This is a genomic window from Vibrio coralliilyticus ATCC BAA-450, from assembly GCF_000176135.1.
GTDB lineage: Bacteria > Pseudomonadota > Gammaproteobacteria > Enterobacterales > Vibrionaceae > Vibrio > Vibrio coralliilyticus.
In genome coordinates this window covers 50,544-67,012 of the sequence record NZ_ACZN01000007.1, presented here as the reverse complement: position 1 = coordinate 67,012, position 16,469 = coordinate 50,544, and the positions used below count along the sequence as shown (strand labels likewise).

Genomic DNA, 16,469 nt, shown 5'->3' with positions numbered 1-16,469 from the left:
CATAGTGATCCGGTGGTTCTGTATGGAAGGGCCATCGCTCAACGGATAAAAGGTACTCCGGGGATAACAGGCTGATACCGCCCAAGAGTTCATATCGACGGCGGTGTTTGGCACCTCGATGTCGGCTCATCACATCCTGGGGCTGAAGTCGGTCCCAAGGGTATGGCTGTTCGCCATTTAAAGTGGTACGCGAGCTGGGTTTAGAACGTCGTGAGACAGTTCGGTCCCTATCTGCCGTGGGCGTTGGAAGATTGAAGGGGGCTGCTCCTAGTACGAGAGGACCGGAGTGGACGAACCTCTGGTGTTCGGGTTGTCATGCCAATGGCATTGCCCGGTAGCTAAGTTCGGAATCGATAACCGCTGAAAGCATCTAAGCGGGAAGCGAGCCCTGAGATGAGTCTTCCCTGACCCCTTGAGGGTCCTAAAGGGTTGTTCGAGACTAGAACGTTGATAGGCAGGGTGTGTAAGCGTTGTGAGGCGTTGAGCTAACCTGTACTAATTGCCCGTGAGGCTTAACCATACAACACCCAAAGGGTTTTGATGGACTCAAAGCAAGAACAAATTGAATGTGTTGAGAACACAATAACAGCTTTCCAGATTAAAGAATTTGCTTGGCGACCATAGCGTTGTGGACCCACCTGATCCCATGCCGAACTCAGAAGTGAAACGCAAATAGCGCCGATGGTAGTGTGGGGCTTCCCCATGTGAGAGTAGGACATCGCCAGGCTTCAAATATCGTTACTCGTAATACGTGTAACAACATCATCAGTGCACCAATCTGACGATGACAATTTGTGGAGAGATGGCTGAGTGGTTGAAAGCACCGGTCTTGAAAACCGGCATACGTTAATAGCGTATCTAGGGTTCAAATCCCTATCTCTCCGCCACTATTAAAAAAGCCCGTTGCTAACGCAACGGGCTTTTTGCATTTCTGGTATTAGAAAACTACTACCTAATAAATACTACCTCTATATCTAGTTGCTGAAGATACAAAAAAGCCGACACATAATGTCGGCCAAATAAAAAGCTAGTAAATAGATTAAGCGCGGTTGGCAACTTTATCCTTTAGTTCTTGCTTCTCTGCATCCGAAATGAATGCCAGTTCTAAGCCGTTGATCTGTGTCTGACGAATTTCATCTTGTGATAGGCCCGCTTGCGGCGCGGCTACTTCATATTCGTATGGCAGTTCAATGCCTTCCACTGCTGGGTCGTCGGTGTTCAGACAGGCTAGCACACCGTGATCAAGGAACTGTTTGATCGGGTGGTTGGCGAGCGATTCTACTGTACTGGTCTGGAAGTTAGAGGTTAGACACGACTCAATACCAATACGGTTTTCTGCAAGGTAATCCATCAGTTTAGGATCGTGAATAGCTTTGACACCATGACCAATACGAGTAGCACCTAGCTCTTGAATTGCTTGCCACATGCTTTCGGCACCAGCCGCTTCACCTGCATGAACCGTTACATTCAGACCAGCATTTTTGACTTGAGTGAAATGTTTAACAAAGCGATCACCTGGTTGGCCCAGTTCGTCACCGGCCAGATCAACGGCTACGATTTTGTCTTTTTGTGTCAGGATGGCATCCAGTTCTTGCTGACATGCATCTGTACCGAATGTACGACTCATAATGCCAATTAGGTTAGCTTTGATACCAAAATCACGAACACCAGCCTCTACGCCATCGACAACCGCTTCAACTACACCTTCTACAGGCAGTTTGTGTTTCATCGCCATGTAGTAAGGTGAGAAGCGCAGCTCAGCGTAATCAATTTGCGCATTCAGTGCATCTTCAACATTTTCGTAAGCAACGCGACGACAAGCGTCCAGATCACCAAGAACAGACACTCCCCAATCTAACTTAGACAGGAATGCGACAAGAGATGGCTCTGCCTCAACGATTTGTACATGCGGTGTCAATGATTCCACATCGTAAGCTGGCAGGGCAACACCAAACTTCTGGCCAAGTTCTAAAATGGTTTTGGTGCGGATGTTTCCGTCAAGATGACGGTGCAAATCTGTAAGTGGTATGTTCTTGGTTATCATTATAGTAATTCCGATTGTCTGAATTGAGCTAAGTATAAGAATCAATACCAGAAGTGTCAGTAGCAAATGCTCGCAAAACCGGCCAAGAGTGGTGTTATTTACTTCATGTTAACCAGATCTGTTGGCCACTCTTCGAACGGAACTGGACGACTAAATAAGAACCCTTGTCCCTGAGGGCAATTGAGAGAAGTCAGCATTTGCGCTTGCTCCGATGTTTCTATGCCTTCAGCGACCAAGTCGACTTTCATACCACGAGTCATGTTGATGATGGCGGCGACAATGGATGTGTCGAGATTCTCTTTTTCCATTTTCTGCACGAAAGTGCGATCGATTTTCAGGCAGTCAAAAGGCAGCTTATGCAGATATGCCAGAGAGCTGTAGCCAGTACCAAAATCGTCAATGGCGATATGAATACCCAGATCTCGGATAGCCTGCATATTTTTAACGATGACAGGATCATTATCGACAATCCTCGACTCGGTAATTTCTAAAGTCAGGTTGCCAGCGTTTAGACCTGATGAAGAAAGTACTGAGCGCAGTGAATTGATGAGATCTGGCTGAGAAAGCTGATTAACTGACAGATTGACATGCAGATGGAAGCGCTCGTCCCACTTGCCTTCTTTCATGCCTTTCACCGTGTCATTGCAGGCCTGAGTGAGTATTTGCTCACCGATAGAGCCAATTAGTCCGCTTTCTTCAGCGATAGGGATAAAATCGAGTGGTGAGATGAGACCCGAGGAGGGGGATAGCCAACGCGCAAGCGCCTCAGCACCGATGACTGCTCCGGTGTTAAGATCAACAATCGGTTGGTAGAAAGGAACGAACTCTTGATGCTCCAAAGCATCTTTGATTTTGGCCTGCATTAACGTGCGTTTACGTGAAACATCGGCCATTTCAGGTTTGTAGTAGCTGACTTGAGTCAGTTCCTGCTTCGCATTACTCAGCGCGATGCTGCCGTTGCGAAGCCAAAGCGTCATATTATCGTGCTCACTTTCGGTAACCACACCAATTGACACATTTACCACCACACTCTCTTGCTCCATGACAAAAGGTGATGCAAACATTTGCTGGATTCGATGGATCGCCAGGGTAACTTGCTCATCACTTGGTAGTTGAGAAAAATAAAACGCAAACTCGTCACCAGCAATTCTTGCGAGGTACCAATCATCGTCAAACAAGGTTCGTAGGCGCTCGGCGATGATCACCAGCAATTGATCACCTTTATAGTGGCCAAGACTATCGTTGATATCACGGAATTTGTTGATCCCGATCAGCAGCAGGCAACCATTCATCTTCGGCAACGCATCGCAGGTCTCGATCAGCCCTTCTCGGCTGTAAAGCTTGGTCAATGAATCGTAGAGTAACTGCGAACGTAAGGCGCGGAATGAGGCTTTGAGGTTATTGGCCATCTCATTGAAGGCAAAGACCAGCATACTGGTTTCGTAGATGTAACCCGGTTTAGGCATGGTGCTGTCCCAGTCACCTTTTGCCAAATGTTTTGCAGCTGCAGCCGTTGAAGTGATGGGCGCGACGACGCGATTAAACGCCAATAAACCAATCAATATGCCAATAAAGCTGGCAATGACGCCGATGATCCAACTATCGCGCTGGCTTTCAGGTAGCTGGCCAAGTAAGTCGGATTCAGAAATGGCTACCCCGATATACCATTTAAGGCCGAATTGATCGGTGTAAGGCGTGATGTGATTGAAGTATCTTGCACCGTTGATATTGATACTAAAGCGATTGGTTTCCTGCGAGGCGTGATAGCCTTGTTCAAAGGCGTATTGAGCACTGGTTTGCACTATCGGATTGGAGCTCTCGGTCGCCAATAAGCGCTGGCCTTTGTCGCTAAGGGGTGTGCCCCACGAGACCACACTTCCACCAGTAGAGTGAGCAACCAGCCTTTGCTTCGCATCAAATAGGTAAATTGCCGCGTTGGTTCTTTCCTGTTGATGCTTTAAGAACGTATTAAAGGTGTCGATTTTGACGTCGGTGACGACCACTCCCTGAAATGCTTGTTGTTGGTATACGGGTGTTAACGCTGACAAGGTGATTTCCTGACGTTCATCAGCATTGGCATAAATGGATGACCACATTGGCGATCGACTTTCAGCGACAGGGGCATACCAAGGACGGATCCTAGGGTCATAGCCCTCAAAAACAGAGCGTATATCCTTGCTCATCACCTGACCGCGATAAATAACCAGTTTCTGTGCTGTGCGGTCATCTTGAATCATTAAGGTGTAACCCTGATTCGATTCTTTACGAAAGCCGACATACTCAGCGCCCTCGCCACCAAAGCCGATTACGTCTAGTTGCGGTATGGAGCGATACAAATCTTGGAAGCTGGCTAGGAGAAACTGTTCTATCTCACTGGTGTCGCCTTTCTCATAGAGCTGATTGAAGCCGATGTTATGGCTGAGAGACAGGCTGGCTTCGAATGGTTTACTGAGAAAGGCATTAAGCTCAAGAGTGACATTGTCTGTGAGCGCCGTGAGTTGTTTGTCGCTGATATCGAGAACCATCTCTTCGTAGCTGCGCTTTTGCACAGCGACGATGACCCCTATTGTAAAGATAAAGATCATGACAAAAGGGAGAACGACTGCGGTTCTTAATGTGATTTGCGTAGTTGCCGACATGCTGTCCTTAAATACCTGAAACTAAAATCCGTGTTGGCGGGTTTGAGTCTGCAAGCAAACAGCCATAGTGCACTGGTGCTGACCCATAAAGCCCTAAAATGCTTATCAATTGTACAATGCGACAGGCTTTATGGAATAAATTAATGAGCTAGATGTTAATAAAGCTCTTTTAGTTTTCTGGTTAAGGTGTTTCTGCCCCAACCAAGCACTTTGGCTGCATCTTGCTTATGGCCGTTAGTATGCTCTAAGGCCGCTTCCAAAAGTATACGTTCAAATTCAGGAAGTGCGTAGGTCAGCAATTCGGTATCCCCTTGAGAGAGAGACTGTCTTGCCCAGCTAGAAAGCTGCTGCTGCCAACTGACATTGGTATCAAAGCTGGTGCTGGATTTCTCCTCTAGCAGTTCAGCGGGTAGATCGGCGGGGAGAATTTCGCTTCCGCTGGCCATGACGGTTAGCCAGCGACAGATGTTCTCTAGCTGTCTGACATTGCCCGGCCAGCTAAGTTTATTCAACGCTTCAATCGCCGAAGGATGGAGGGTTTTGACATCTACACCAAGTTCTTCTGCGGCTAAGGAAAGAAAGTGCAGAGTGAGTTTTTCGATATCCTGTTTACGTTCACGAAGGGCTGGAATTTGAACGCGGATAACATTAAGACGATGGAATAAATCCTCACGAAAATCACCTTGATGGACCAGCTTTTCCAGATTCTGGTGAGTCGCAGCAACAATACGCACATCCACTTTTATTGGAGAGTGTCCCCCGACTCGATAGAACTGGCCATCAGCTAGGACACGTAGCAGCCGAGTCTGAATGTCGAGTGGCATGTCACCAATTTCATCCAGAAACAAAGTCCCTCCGTTTGCTTGCTCAAAACGGCCTTGTCGAACGCTATTAGCACCGGTAAAGGCGCCTTTTTCATGCCCAAACAATTCAGACTCAATCAGGTCTTTGGGAATTGCTGCCATGTTAAGCGCAATAAATGGTTTACTGGCTCGCGGGCTGTGGCGGTGCAGAGCGTGAGCGACGAGCTCTTTACCTGTACCAGATTCACCATTTATCAATACTGAAATTGAAGAACGAGATAGGCGGCCGATAGCGCGAAACACTTCTTGCATTGCGGGCGCTTCACCAATAATTTCTGGCGCATTGTAGTCGTTGGGATCTGAATTCGCTTGGTCGCGTTTTTGCTCCTGACTGTGGGTGATGGCACGTTCAACTAACGTTAGTGTTTCATCCACATCAAATGGCTTAGGTAGGTATTCGAAAGCCCCTTTTTGATAGGCATTGACTGCGGCATCCAGATCAGAGTGCGCCGTCATGATGATCACAGGTAAGTCTGGTGAGCGTTCGTTAACTTGTTTGAGAAGCTCTATGCCGTCGATACCCGGCATACGAATGTCGGAGACCAGTACATCTGGTGTTTCGCGTTCCAGTGCCAGCAAAACGCTTTCTGCATCAGAAAATGTATCGCACTTAATATTTGCTGATGAAAGGGTTTTCTCCATGACCCAGCGGATAGAGCTGTCATCATCTACTACCCAAACGTATCCTTTACTCATAACAAACTTATCCTTTCAGCAATGCCACTAACGTAAAATTTAAATTGGCAGATATATGGTGAATATGGTTCTGCCTGGCCAGCTTTCGACATCAATTTTGCCCTGATGCTGGTCTATCAGGTTCTGAGCAATGGATAAGCCCAGCCCTGTACCGCCTTCTCTTCCGCTGACCATGGGATAGAAAAGGGTGTCTTGTAATTCTGCGGGGATGCCCGGCCCGTTGTCGATGATCTCCACCCGCGCCGCTAATTTGCAGCGCTGACCGTGAATATTGGTTTGATGCACCGTTCTGGTGCGAATGATGATATTGCCATTGTTCTGCTTTTGCAGAATTTGCCCAGCATTACTGACAATATTCAAAAGCGCTTGCTCAATCTGATCCGAATCCATTAAAAACTCAGGCAAGCTCGGGTCGTAATCGCGCTCAATCGTCACGGACTGAGCAACTTCGAGCTCAACTAACTGGCGTACCTTCTCCAGAATCAGATGAAGGTTTTCCTGTTGTTTCTTGCCAGGCTTTTGTGGGCCAAGCAGGCGATCGACTAAGGAGCGTAATCGGTCTGCCTGTTCGATGATGATCTGGGTGTATTCCGTCAAAGATTGGTCGGGCAGCATGCGTTCAAGTAACTGAGCCGCGCCGCGCAGCCCGCCCAGCGGGTTTTTTATCTCATGAGCGAGTCCCCGTACCAGTAGCTTGGCGGCTTGCTGTTGAGCGTGTTGATTAAGTTCTTGCGACAAACGACGTTGCTGACCAATTTTGCGCATTTCGACCAGCAGCATGAGTTCTTTCTGCCAAGAGATTGGGCTGACGGTGACTTCAAGCATTAAAGGTTTGCCATCGACCACAAAAGTCACATCGCTGTCAGTGATGCTCTGGCCACTTTGTAGCGGTTGAGACAACAAGGCTAAGTCCATAGAAGCGTGTTGAATGAGCTTGGACAATGGCTGGTCAACGATGCGTTTAGCGCTTTGTGAAAACAACTGCTCTGCGGCTGGGTTGGCATAACGAACCTGAAGCGATTCGTTCATGATCAGCACGGAGGTGACCTGATGATTGAGTATTATGTTATCGAGTTCGCTGCTCACTGTCGTCCCTCATCCTTGACCTTAAAATGTGCAATGCACCAATTTGGTGCGGTTACATTCCAAGTATGGCGCAATAACTCATGCAGAAGAAGTGAAAAGTCCATATATCACAGGCTTTTCAGTATCCTTGCCGTTAATTGCACCGTTATGAACTGTAACAATGCAATAAGCTTGCCGTGCATAAGGTATTGAATAGAAAAGATTTGAAGTGAATTTTATTGATATATAAGACATAAAAAAGGCTCACCAAAAAGGTGAGCCTCGAAGGAAGGGTTAATCGATCGAGCGATTACACTGAGTAGTAAAGTTCGAACTCAAGTGGGTGAGTCGTCATGTTTACTTGCTCAACGTCCTGAGACTTAAGGCCGATGTAAGAATCGATGAAGTCGTCAGAGAACACGCCGCCAGCTGTTAGGAACTCACGGTCTGCATCTAGTGAATCTAGTGCATCTTTCAGTGAGTAAGCAACAGTTGGGATTTCAGCTGCTTCTTCCGCTGGTAGGTCGTATAAATCTTTATCCATTGCTTCACCTGGGTGGATCTTGTTCTTAATGCCGTCAAGACCAGCCATTAGCATTGCTGCGAAACATAGGTATGGGTTAGCTGATGGATCACCGAAGCGAACTTCGATACGACGTGCTTTAGGGCTTGGTACCACAGGGATACGAATAGAAGCACTACGGTTACGAGCAGAGTAAGCCAGCATTACAGGCGCTTCGAAGCCAGGAACGAGACGCTTGTATGAGTTAGTCGCTGCGTTCGCGAATGCGTTGATTGCGCGAGCGTGCTTGATGATACCACCGATGTAGTAAAGGGCTGTTTCAGACAGGCCGCCGTACTTGTCACCCGCGAATAGGTTAACGCCGTCTTTAGCTAGAGATTGGTGAACGTGCATACCAGAGCCGTTGTCACCAACTAGTGGTTTAGGCATGAAGGTCGCTGTCTTACCAAATGCGTGAGCAACATTATGAACCACGTATTTGTAGATTTGGATTTCGTCTGCTTTCGAAGTCAGTGTGTTGAAACGAGTCGCGATTTCGTTCTGACCTGCAGTCGCTACTTCGTGGTGGTGCGCTTCTACAACCAGACCCATTTCTTCCATGATTAGACACATAGCAGAACGGATGTCTTGAGATGAATCGACAGGAGCCACTGGGAAGTAACCACCTTTCACGCCTGGACGGTGGCCTTTGTTGCCTTCTTCGTAATCAGAACCTGTGTTCCATGCAGCTTCTACGTCGTCGATCTTAAAGAAAGAGCCTGACATATCAGTCGCGAACTTCACGTCGTCGAATAGGAAGAATTCTGGCTCAGGGCCGATAAGCACGGTATCTGCAACACCTGTTGAGCGCATGTAATCTTCAGCACGCTTGGCGATAGAGCGAGGGTCGCGATCGTAGCCTTGCATAGTTGCAGGCTCAAGGATGTCACAACGGATGTTCAGTGTTGCATCTTCTGTGAATGGGTCAAGTACAGCGGATGATGCGTCTGGCATCATAACCATGTCTGACTCGTTGATGCCTTTCCAGCCAGCAACTGAAGAACCATCGAACATCTTACCTTCTTCGAAGAAGTCTGCATCGATCTGGTGAGCAGGAATTGAGATGTGCTGCTCTTTACCTTTTGTATCGGTAAAGCGTAGGTCAACAAACTTAACTTCGTTTTCTTGGATCAGCGATAGAACGTTTTCAACTGACATCTTGGATAACCTCCAGTGTTATTAAAGCGGTGTTAGCTCGATTGATGAACAAATCCAGCATTGATTAATTTCATTTCAATCGTATTAATCGATGCTGATATCAATAAAGCCAAAACCATGCCAAAAAAATTATTCCATTAATTTCAATGAATTAGTGGTTTGGGTATCAGTTTGGTGCACCAGTTTGCACCAAAATGATCTTTAATTGCACTCTATTGGTGCAAATATCTTGAAGTGCACCAATATGAAACAAAAGCGTATTCCATTCAGCCGCCATTCGCTACCTATGTCAATGCACAATTTTGCATATTCAGAGCGATATTGTGTTCGATCAAAGCATATTCTTCAGAAAACCAACGTATCAGATCACATATTTCTGGGTTTTTCGCTAAAATCTGGTACATTATGGCCGTTTTTTTAATCAAGTAAGCTCGCTTCATTCATCGACCATGTTTGAAGCGAGCTTCTACTATCGAGTGAATCAAATCCATGGCTACTCCACAGATTGATAAATTGAGAAATATCGCGATCATCGCGCACGTTGACCACGGTAAAACAACACTGGTTGATAAACTGCTACAGCAATCAGGCACTTTAGAGTCTCGCGGTGAAGCTGAAGAGCGAGTCATGGACTCGAACGACATCGAAAAAGAGCGTGGCATTACCATCCTTGCTAAAAACACAGCAATTAACTGGAATGACTACCGCATCAACATCGTAGATACCCCAGGACACGCGGACTTCGGTGGTGAAGTTGAGCGTATTATGTCAATGGTAGACTCAGTGCTGCTGATTGTTGACGCTGTTGATGGCCCTATGCCTCAAACACGCTTCGTCACACAGAAAGCATTTGCTCACGGTCTTAAGCCAATTGTTGTTATCAACAAGATTGACCGTCCTGGCGCTCGTCCTGATTGGGTTATGGATCAAGTATTCGACCTATTCGATAACCTAGGTGCAACTGATGAACAGCTAGACTTCAAAGTGGTTTACGCATCAGCGCTTAACGGTTGGGCTTCTCTAGAAGAAGGCGAAACTGGCGAAGATATGGAACCGCTATTCGAAACCATCGTTGAAGAGGTGACAGCACCGCAAGTTGACCTAGACGGTCCACTTCAGATGCAAGTTTCTCAGCTAGATTACAGCTCTTATGTTGGTGTTATCGGTGTTGCTCGCGTAACTCGTGGTAGCGTTAAGCCTAACCAACAGGTTACTGTTATCGGTGCGGATGGTAAGACTCGCAATGGTAAAGTCGGCACTGTAATGGGCTACCTAGGCCTTGAACGTCACGAAGTTGACCAAGCTAACGCAGGTGACATCGTTGCAATCACTGGTCTTGGTGAGCTAAAAATCTCCGATACTATCTGTGCACAAAACCAAGTTGAAGCGTTGCCAGCACTTTCTGTTGATGAGCCAACGGTAACCATGACGTTCCAAGTAAACACGTCTCCGTTTGCTGGTAAAGAAGGTAAATTCGTAACGTCACGTAACATCCTTGAGCGCCTAGAAAAAGAACTAGTACACAACGTTGCACTGCGCGTTGAGCAACTAGATGATCCAGACAAATTCCGCGTATCAGGCCGTGGTGAACTTCACCTATCTATCCTGATCGAAAACATGCGTCGTGAAGGCTTCGAGCTAGCGGTATCTCGTCCTGAAGTTATCATCAAAGAAGAAGATGGTCAGCTAATGGAACCGTACGAAACGGTAACTATCGACGTGATGGAAGAGCACCAAGGCGGCATCATGGAGAACATCGGCCTACGTAAAGGTGAGCTGACTGATATGTCTCCAGATGGTAAAGGCCGTGTACGTATGGACTTCATCATGCCATCTCGTGGTCTGATTGGTTTCCAAACTGAATTCATGACGCTAACGTCGGGTTCTGGTCTTCTTTACCACACATTCGATCACTACGGTCCGCACAAAGGTGGCGAGATCGGTCAACGTATCAACGGCGTACTGATTTCTAACGGTATGGGTAAAGCGCTAACCAACGCACTATTCAACCTTCAAGAGCGTGGCCGTATGTTCATCGGTCACGGTGTTGAAGTATACGAAGGCATGGTTGTTGGTATCCACAGCCGTGACAACGACCTAACAGTAAACGTACTGAAAGGTAAGCAGCTAACCAACGTTCGTGCATCAGGTACTGATGACGCACAGGTTCTTACTCCGCCAATCATCATGACGCTTGAGCAAGCACTTGAGTTCATCGATGACGACGAGCTAGTAGAAGTAACGCCTGAAAGTATCCGTATCCGTAAAAAGTTCCTAACGGAAAGCGATCGTAAGCGTGAAGCACGTAACGCTAAGTAATTTTACTTAATCGTTATTTAAGCTTTAAAGCCCTGAGTTGATATCAACTCAGGGCTTTTTGTTGTTACGCAGTCGTAAAGAATGCGTGGCCTTTGTTCATCAGGTAACAGCTATAGTCGCTGAGGCCACAAACGAAAGCCGCCTCACTTGGAGGCGGCCTTAAAGCACTACTTTTGATTGAGCTTTTGCAGGAACTTATCTGATTCTGCTATCGCGGCATTCATATCCTTGATTGCGTACTGGATATCTTGTTCTAAGTTTGCAAACTCGCCTTGCAGTGAACCAATCGCACTCGCATTGAGGTTGTGCTTCAAGTAAAGCGTATTGTCGCGCAATGTATTGAGTACAGGTGTCATCTTATCTTCTGCACGCTTCATCGCGCTTAACATAGTGTTGTATGAGCGCTGAGTCTCTTTGAGTTTCTGTTCACTTGCCCGTTTGAGCTTAGTGCTGGTATAGAGACCTAACTCGCTTTGCCATTCGGCGAAGAGTGCGTCTGACACATCTTCAATTGCTGCAATTCGGTCACTGACTTCTTGTGCTGCTTTTTCACTGTCTTGGTATTTGTCGTTAATCTGGTTGTAGACGGTTTCCAGTTCGCCACCATCAAACTGAGTGAGTGCTGAGAGCGCTTCCAGTGCACTTGTGAACTCTTGTTGCGCATCTTGCTGAGACTGTTTGGCATCTTCGACACGATCTACCATGATGTCGCGTTTGTGATAGCCTACTTGTTCCATCGCTGAGTAATAAGCAGATTGACAGCCCGTGAGGGTAAAAATGGAGAGCATCAGCGCCAGTAAGTACGGCATGATTGTGTCCTTTCCTTTAAAATGATGATGTTAGGATGGCGGAGTTGATGAGGAGTTACAAGTTGAATATCGAGCAATTGAGCAAGCAAAGTCTGAACTTTGGGCGATATCTGCTCACCCGAATGGGGCATGACAGAGTGAACGTTAATGCGGGCTATCTGGCATACATTACCTTGCTGTCGATCGTACCTATGTTAACCGTGCTGTTATCTGTACTGTCTTCGTTTTCTGTATTCGCTAACGCTGGGGACGTGATCCAAGATTTTGTCATTACCCATTTTGTTCCCGCAGCAGGGGATGCAGTAAAGCAGGCGCTACTCGAGTTTGTCGCCAATACTGGCAAGATGACCGCCGTGGGTGGTTTGTTCTTATTTGTCGCCGCTTTGATGCTGATCTCCAACATTGATAAGAATCTCAATTACATCTGGCGAGTGGAGCACAAACGGCGTGCCGTGTTCTCATTCTCCATGTACTGGATGGTATTGACTCTAGGGCCGATCTTGGTCGGGGCGAGTATCGCCGCAACTTCCTATGTAACGTCATTAAAAATTATCGATAGTGAAGCAATTTCAGGGGCTTACGACTTTCTGTTGCGCTGGCTGCCTTTTTTGTTGTCCTTCTTTGCGTTTATGGGCTTGTATATCTTAGTACCGAATAAGAAGGTCTATGTCTCTCATGCGGTAGTCGGGGCTATTGTTGCGGCCTTGCTGTTTGAGGCAAGTAAAAAAGGTTTTGCGGCGTACATTACTCAATTTCCTTCCTACCAGTTAATTTATGGCGCGCTGGCTGCGATTCCAATTCTGTTTGTCTGGGTTTACCTGTGTTGGCTGATTGTTTTGATTGGCGCTGAGGTTACGGCGGCATTAGGTGAGCGAGAGCAGTGGAGTGATGACCAAGAAATGGTACACTCGACGGAAACGATTAAACAGCAGCAAGAAGGAAAAAGCAGTGATAGCGCTGATCCAAAGAGTAAGTGAAGCCGCAGTGCGCGTTGATGGTGAAGTGGTTGGTGAAATCGACCAAGGTCTACTTGTTCTACTTGGTGTAGAAAAGGACGATGATGAAGCTAAAGCGAAGCGATTGATGGAGCGTGTGACCACTTACCGAGTATTTGGTGACGATGAAGGCAAGATGAACCTCAACGTGAAACAGGTGGAAGGTAAAGTGCTGGTGGTTTCCCAATTTACCTTGCCTGCCGATACCAATAAAGGTACCCGTGCTGGCTTCTCCCGTGGAGCGCATCCAGCGGATGCTGAGCGTTTATACGATTACTTCGCTGACCAGTGCTCGCAAGTGCTGCCGACAGAGCGAGGGCGCTTCGCTGCTGATATGAAAGTATCACTGGTTAATGACGGCCCAGTAACCTTCTGGTTACAGGTATAATTATAAAGATAGGCTAGAGGGGAAGCGCCAAGTGCGTTTCCATTGAAAAGGAATTTTATGTTTAAGCTGATCACGCCAAAAACGGATAACCAACTCAATAAGTATTACCACTTTCGCTGGCAAATGCTGCGCGAACCTTGGCGCATGCCGTTAGGCTCTGAGCGTGATGAATACGATCCGATGAGCCACCACCGCATGATTGTTGATGGTCGTGGTCGACCTATGGCTATAGGCCGACTTTACATCACTCCGGACAGTGAAGCGCAAATTCGTTATATGGCAGTGAAAGGCAATCGTCGTAGCAAAGGTATGGGCTCGCTGGTGCTGGTGGCACTGGAATCGCTTGCCCGTCAGGAAGGGGCCAAACGTCTGGTATGTAATGCGCGTGAGGATGCCATTTCTTTCTACGAAAAGAACGGTTTTGAGCGCCGCGGTGAATTAACCGATGAGCGTGGCCCTGTGCGTCACCAGCAGATGGTCAAAAAGCTCGACCCGATGGCTAACGTACTACGTAAGCCTGAGTGGTGTACCGAGCTGCAAGAGCGCTGGGAGCATCAAATCCCTATCAGCGATAAGATGGGCATCAAGATCAATCAGTACACGGGCTATCAGTTCGAGTGTTGTTCTCAGCTCAACCCTAACCTCAACCCGCACAACACTATGTTTGCAGGTTCTGCTTTTACCCTTGCGACCCTGACAGGGTGGGGAATGACGTGGTTGTTGATGAAAGAACGTGGTTTGAGTGGTGATATCGTTCTGGCTGACAGCCAGATTCGCTACCGTCATCCGGTGACGCAGAATCCAGTAGCTTCAACCTCTTTAGATGGGATCAGTGGAGACTTGGACCGCCTGGCTTCCGGTCGAAAAGCCCGTATTGTCATCCATGTCACTATTCACAGTGGCGATACGGAAGCCGTTGAGTTTGTCGGCACTTATATGCTGCTACCGAATTATAAGTCGATGCTGGATTTGCCTGCCTCTTCATCTTCTGAAGAATGATTTGCTTCGTTGGCGGGTACGATTGGTTCGATCGGCTCGCCACACACATCTTGAATCACATTGGTCAGATTGAATATATCGGACCACAATCTCTGGCAGTTGTGCTCACTGGTAAAAATTAATGTGCCAAACTCAGGTTTGGTCAGATCTAACGTCCCTGCCAGCTGCGCTTTCTCCCCTTTCGATGCAATCTCAATCCGGCCACGATCGGCTTGGAGTGTGATTTTATCTAAGGGCCAGAGCTGCAGATAGCTTTGATCGCCATCGACACTTTTTGCTTCCAGCGCACCGTCATGCAGGTAGCCATTGAGCGTACCGCTCAGGCTATGCGCCAGCATTGAATAATCACCAGATAAACCACTCATTTCCAGTTCGACTTCAGCTAGCCCGGCGAGCTTAAACGGCAATTGGGCCTGCAGTAGCGGTTGATTGACTTGAAAACCATCGGCATGCAGTGACAGTTGCCATGGGGCACTGACAGATTGACGCTGCCATTGTCCGCTTGCTTCGATATAGCCTTGATCTAGCGGGATAAAAGCGCGCTCTAAGGTAATGTTACCCTGCTTGGCCGACGCTTTTAGTACGGCTTGGGTAGTCAGCAGCTGTTCAATACTGGCATTGTTGGCACTGATTTCCAGGCTGCCATCGTAAAGCCCGACTTGATCATCATGAATCAAAGTCAGCTCTTGCCCTTCGATATTGAGGCCAGATAACTGCCAGTAGGGAGGACGTTCGACTTGAATAAGTTGGGCATTTTCGATGTCGAGCTCAGCAATCTTAAGCGAGTGCAGAGGCTGTGACATTTGCGCCAGAGTACTGATGAGCTGATCGGTTTGATCCAGCCATTTTACCCCAGTGACCTTTAGGCGGTTAAGTGCGATGTCTTCTGGTGTCAGTATTCCGCTTAGCTGAACACGGCCTTGCTTGAAATCAGTATCAAACTCATCCACTGAGATGTGATTTGAAGTGAAGCCCAGCTTGGCTGTTGGTGCGATAAACCTTAGCTGGTCGAAATCCACACTCTCAGCATCAAACGAGATATAGCCTTGTTCTTGTTGCCACAGAGGGCGATCGAGCGTGAGATTTTCCAAAGACGCATCGAGATGATTGAATTGCCACCCAGCGTAATGGAGGTTGCTGCTGAGGAGGTCGAGACTATTAATATGATAAATCGGTAGGTCGAGCGATTTGAGTCTTGAGAGTAATTTCTCAGCCGAGCTATTTTGCGGTAAATCGAGTTTATTGACGGTGACGTTGATCAACGACCATCCTTGGCTAAATTGCTCCGCTTGACCGGAAATTTCCGCGCCATACCAGCTGAATGACGCGCCATAGATCGTGCTGTCTTGTGCCTGATATTGCGCGTCGATCAGTAGGTTATCTAATGCTTCCCCTTTGACATACAGCTGCTTGGCTGACAGTTGAATGTCACCATAGGGCAGGTTTTGCTCTTGGTTGAGCCATTGAGGCTTTTTCACCTGCAGATTGACGTCTCTGGCTGACCAACCCGGCGCAGTAATGTCGACATGCTGCAGCGCCAGTTGCTGCAAGTGAATGGCATGCAGCAAAGGTGAATTCAGTTCGTTGATGTCTAGATTGGCGCCTTCAATTAAGACAGAGTCAAACGAGGCTTGGTTGTTTTGCCACAGTGTTGGACTTAACCAGACGGTCAGCTTGGGGATGAGTATAGCTTTTGGCTCTGCGTCAATTTCAACATCTTCTAATGTCAGTTGGAAGGGAGGGGAATATGACGCTTGCTGAGCCGTGATGGTATAAGGGGTCAGATTTTTTAGCATCAAGTTGACCACTTGGCTCGCATAGCTGGTGTTGAGCAGAACGAACAGGGCCAGTAGCGGTAAGCTGATCAGGCTGACAATTGCAATGGCAGTCAGCAGCAGTGCTTTCTTCAAAATCTCGACCTTCCCTCGGAGT

The 16,469-nt window shown here is 47.5% G+C and carries 11 protein-coding genes, 1 tRNA gene and 2 rRNA genes; 7 read left to right on the top strand and 7 right to left on the bottom strand.

The annotated features are described in order from the left end of the window. From VIC_RS00910 to VIC_RS00900, 3 genes are all read left to right on the top strand, one after another. A 23S ribosomal RNA gene (locus tag VIC_RS00910) occupies positions 1-520 on the top strand; the annotation flags it as partial. A gap of 90 nt (positions 521-610) precedes the next feature. Then, a 5S ribosomal RNA gene (gene rrf / locus VIC_RS00905) occupies positions 611-727 on the top strand. A gap of 69 nt (positions 728-796) precedes the next feature. Beyond that, a tRNA-Ser gene (locus VIC_RS00900) sits at positions 797-887 on the top strand. 152 nt (positions 888-1,039) lie between these two features. Here the strand turns inward: VIC_RS00900 and add are convergent. The 5 genes from add to glnA form a co-directional block, all read right to left on the bottom strand. After that, positions 1,040-2,044: an adenosine deaminase gene (add, locus tag VIC_RS00895; RefSeq protein WP_039951103.1), complete on the bottom strand. Its 1,005-nt coding sequence runs from the start codon at positions 2,042-2,044 to the stop codon at positions 1,040-1,042. 98 nt (positions 2,045-2,142) lie between these two features. Continuing rightward, positions 2,143-4,683, bottom strand: coding sequence for a phosphodiesterase GepA (gene gepA / locus VIC_RS00890; RefSeq protein WP_006957235.1), 2,541 nt, complete (start codon positions 4,681-4,683; stop codon positions 2,143-2,145). Positions 4,684-4,838: 155 nt separating this feature from the next. Further along, positions 4,839-6,242, bottom strand: coding sequence for a nitrogen regulation protein NR(I) (gene glnG, locus VIC_RS00885; protein ID WP_006957234.1), 1,404 nt, complete (start codon positions 6,240-6,242; stop codon positions 4,839-4,841). 39 nt (positions 6,243-6,281) lie between these two features. Beyond that, entirely contained in the window at positions 6,282-7,328 is a 1,047-nt protein-coding gene (gene glnL, locus VIC_RS00880) for a nitrogen regulation protein NR(II) (RefSeq protein ID WP_006957233.1), read from the bottom strand. Positions 7,329-7,617: 289 nt separating this feature from the next. Beyond that, a complete protein-coding gene (gene glnA / locus VIC_RS00875; protein ID WP_006957232.1) occupies positions 7,618-9,027 on the bottom strand; it encodes a glutamate--ammonia ligase in 1,410 nt (469 codons plus the stop codon). A gap of 489 nt (positions 9,028-9,516) precedes the next feature. On the opposite strand from glnA, the gene typA reads away from it, so the two are divergent. Then, positions 9,517-11,346, top strand: coding sequence for a translational GTPase TypA (typA, locus tag VIC_RS00870; protein WP_006957230.1), 1,830 nt, complete (start codon positions 9,517-9,519; stop codon positions 11,344-11,346). A 167-nt stretch (positions 11,347-11,513) separates the two neighbouring features. Here the strand turns inward: typA and VIC_RS00865 are convergent, their stop codons facing one another. After that, complete coding sequence (locus VIC_RS00865; RefSeq protein WP_006957229.1) at positions 11,514-12,155, bottom strand: DUF2959 domain-containing protein; 642 nt, start codon at positions 12,153-12,155, stop codon at positions 11,514-11,516. 35 nt (positions 12,156-12,190) lie between these two features. On the opposite strand from VIC_RS00865, the gene VIC_RS00860 reads away from it, so the two are divergent. The 3 genes from VIC_RS00860 to VIC_RS00850 are packed head-to-tail and all read left to right on the top strand — an operon-like array spanning position 12,191 to position 14,537. Then, the gene (locus VIC_RS00860) at positions 12,191-13,132 is read left to right on the top strand and encodes a virulence factor BrkB family protein (RefSeq protein WP_021458385.1); all 942 of its coding nucleotides are present in this window, start codon (positions 12,191-12,193) and stop codon (positions 13,130-13,132) included. Continuing rightward, positions 13,104-13,538: a D-aminoacyl-tRNA deacylase gene (gene dtd / locus VIC_RS00855; protein ID WP_006957227.1), complete on the top strand. Its 435-nt coding sequence runs from the start codon at positions 13,104-13,106 to the stop codon at positions 13,536-13,538. Before VIC_RS00860 ends, dtd begins: the two co-directional genes overlap by 29 nt. Positions 13,539-13,595: 57 nt before the next feature. Then, entirely contained in the window at positions 13,596-14,537 is a 942-nt protein-coding gene (locus VIC_RS00850) for a bifunctional GNAT family N-acetyltransferase/hotdog fold thioesterase (RefSeq protein ID WP_006957226.1), read from the top strand. On the opposite strand, the gene VIC_RS00845 is transcribed toward VIC_RS00850, so the two are convergent. After that, on the bottom strand, positions 14,489-16,447 hold the full coding sequence (locus VIC_RS00845) for an AsmA family protein (RefSeq protein ID WP_006957225.1): 1,959 nt from the start codon (positions 16,445-16,447) through the stop codon (positions 14,489-14,491). The two genes, VIC_RS00850 and VIC_RS00845, sit on opposite strands and share 49 nt — an antisense overlap. Positions 16,448-16,469 lie beyond the last annotated feature (22 nt).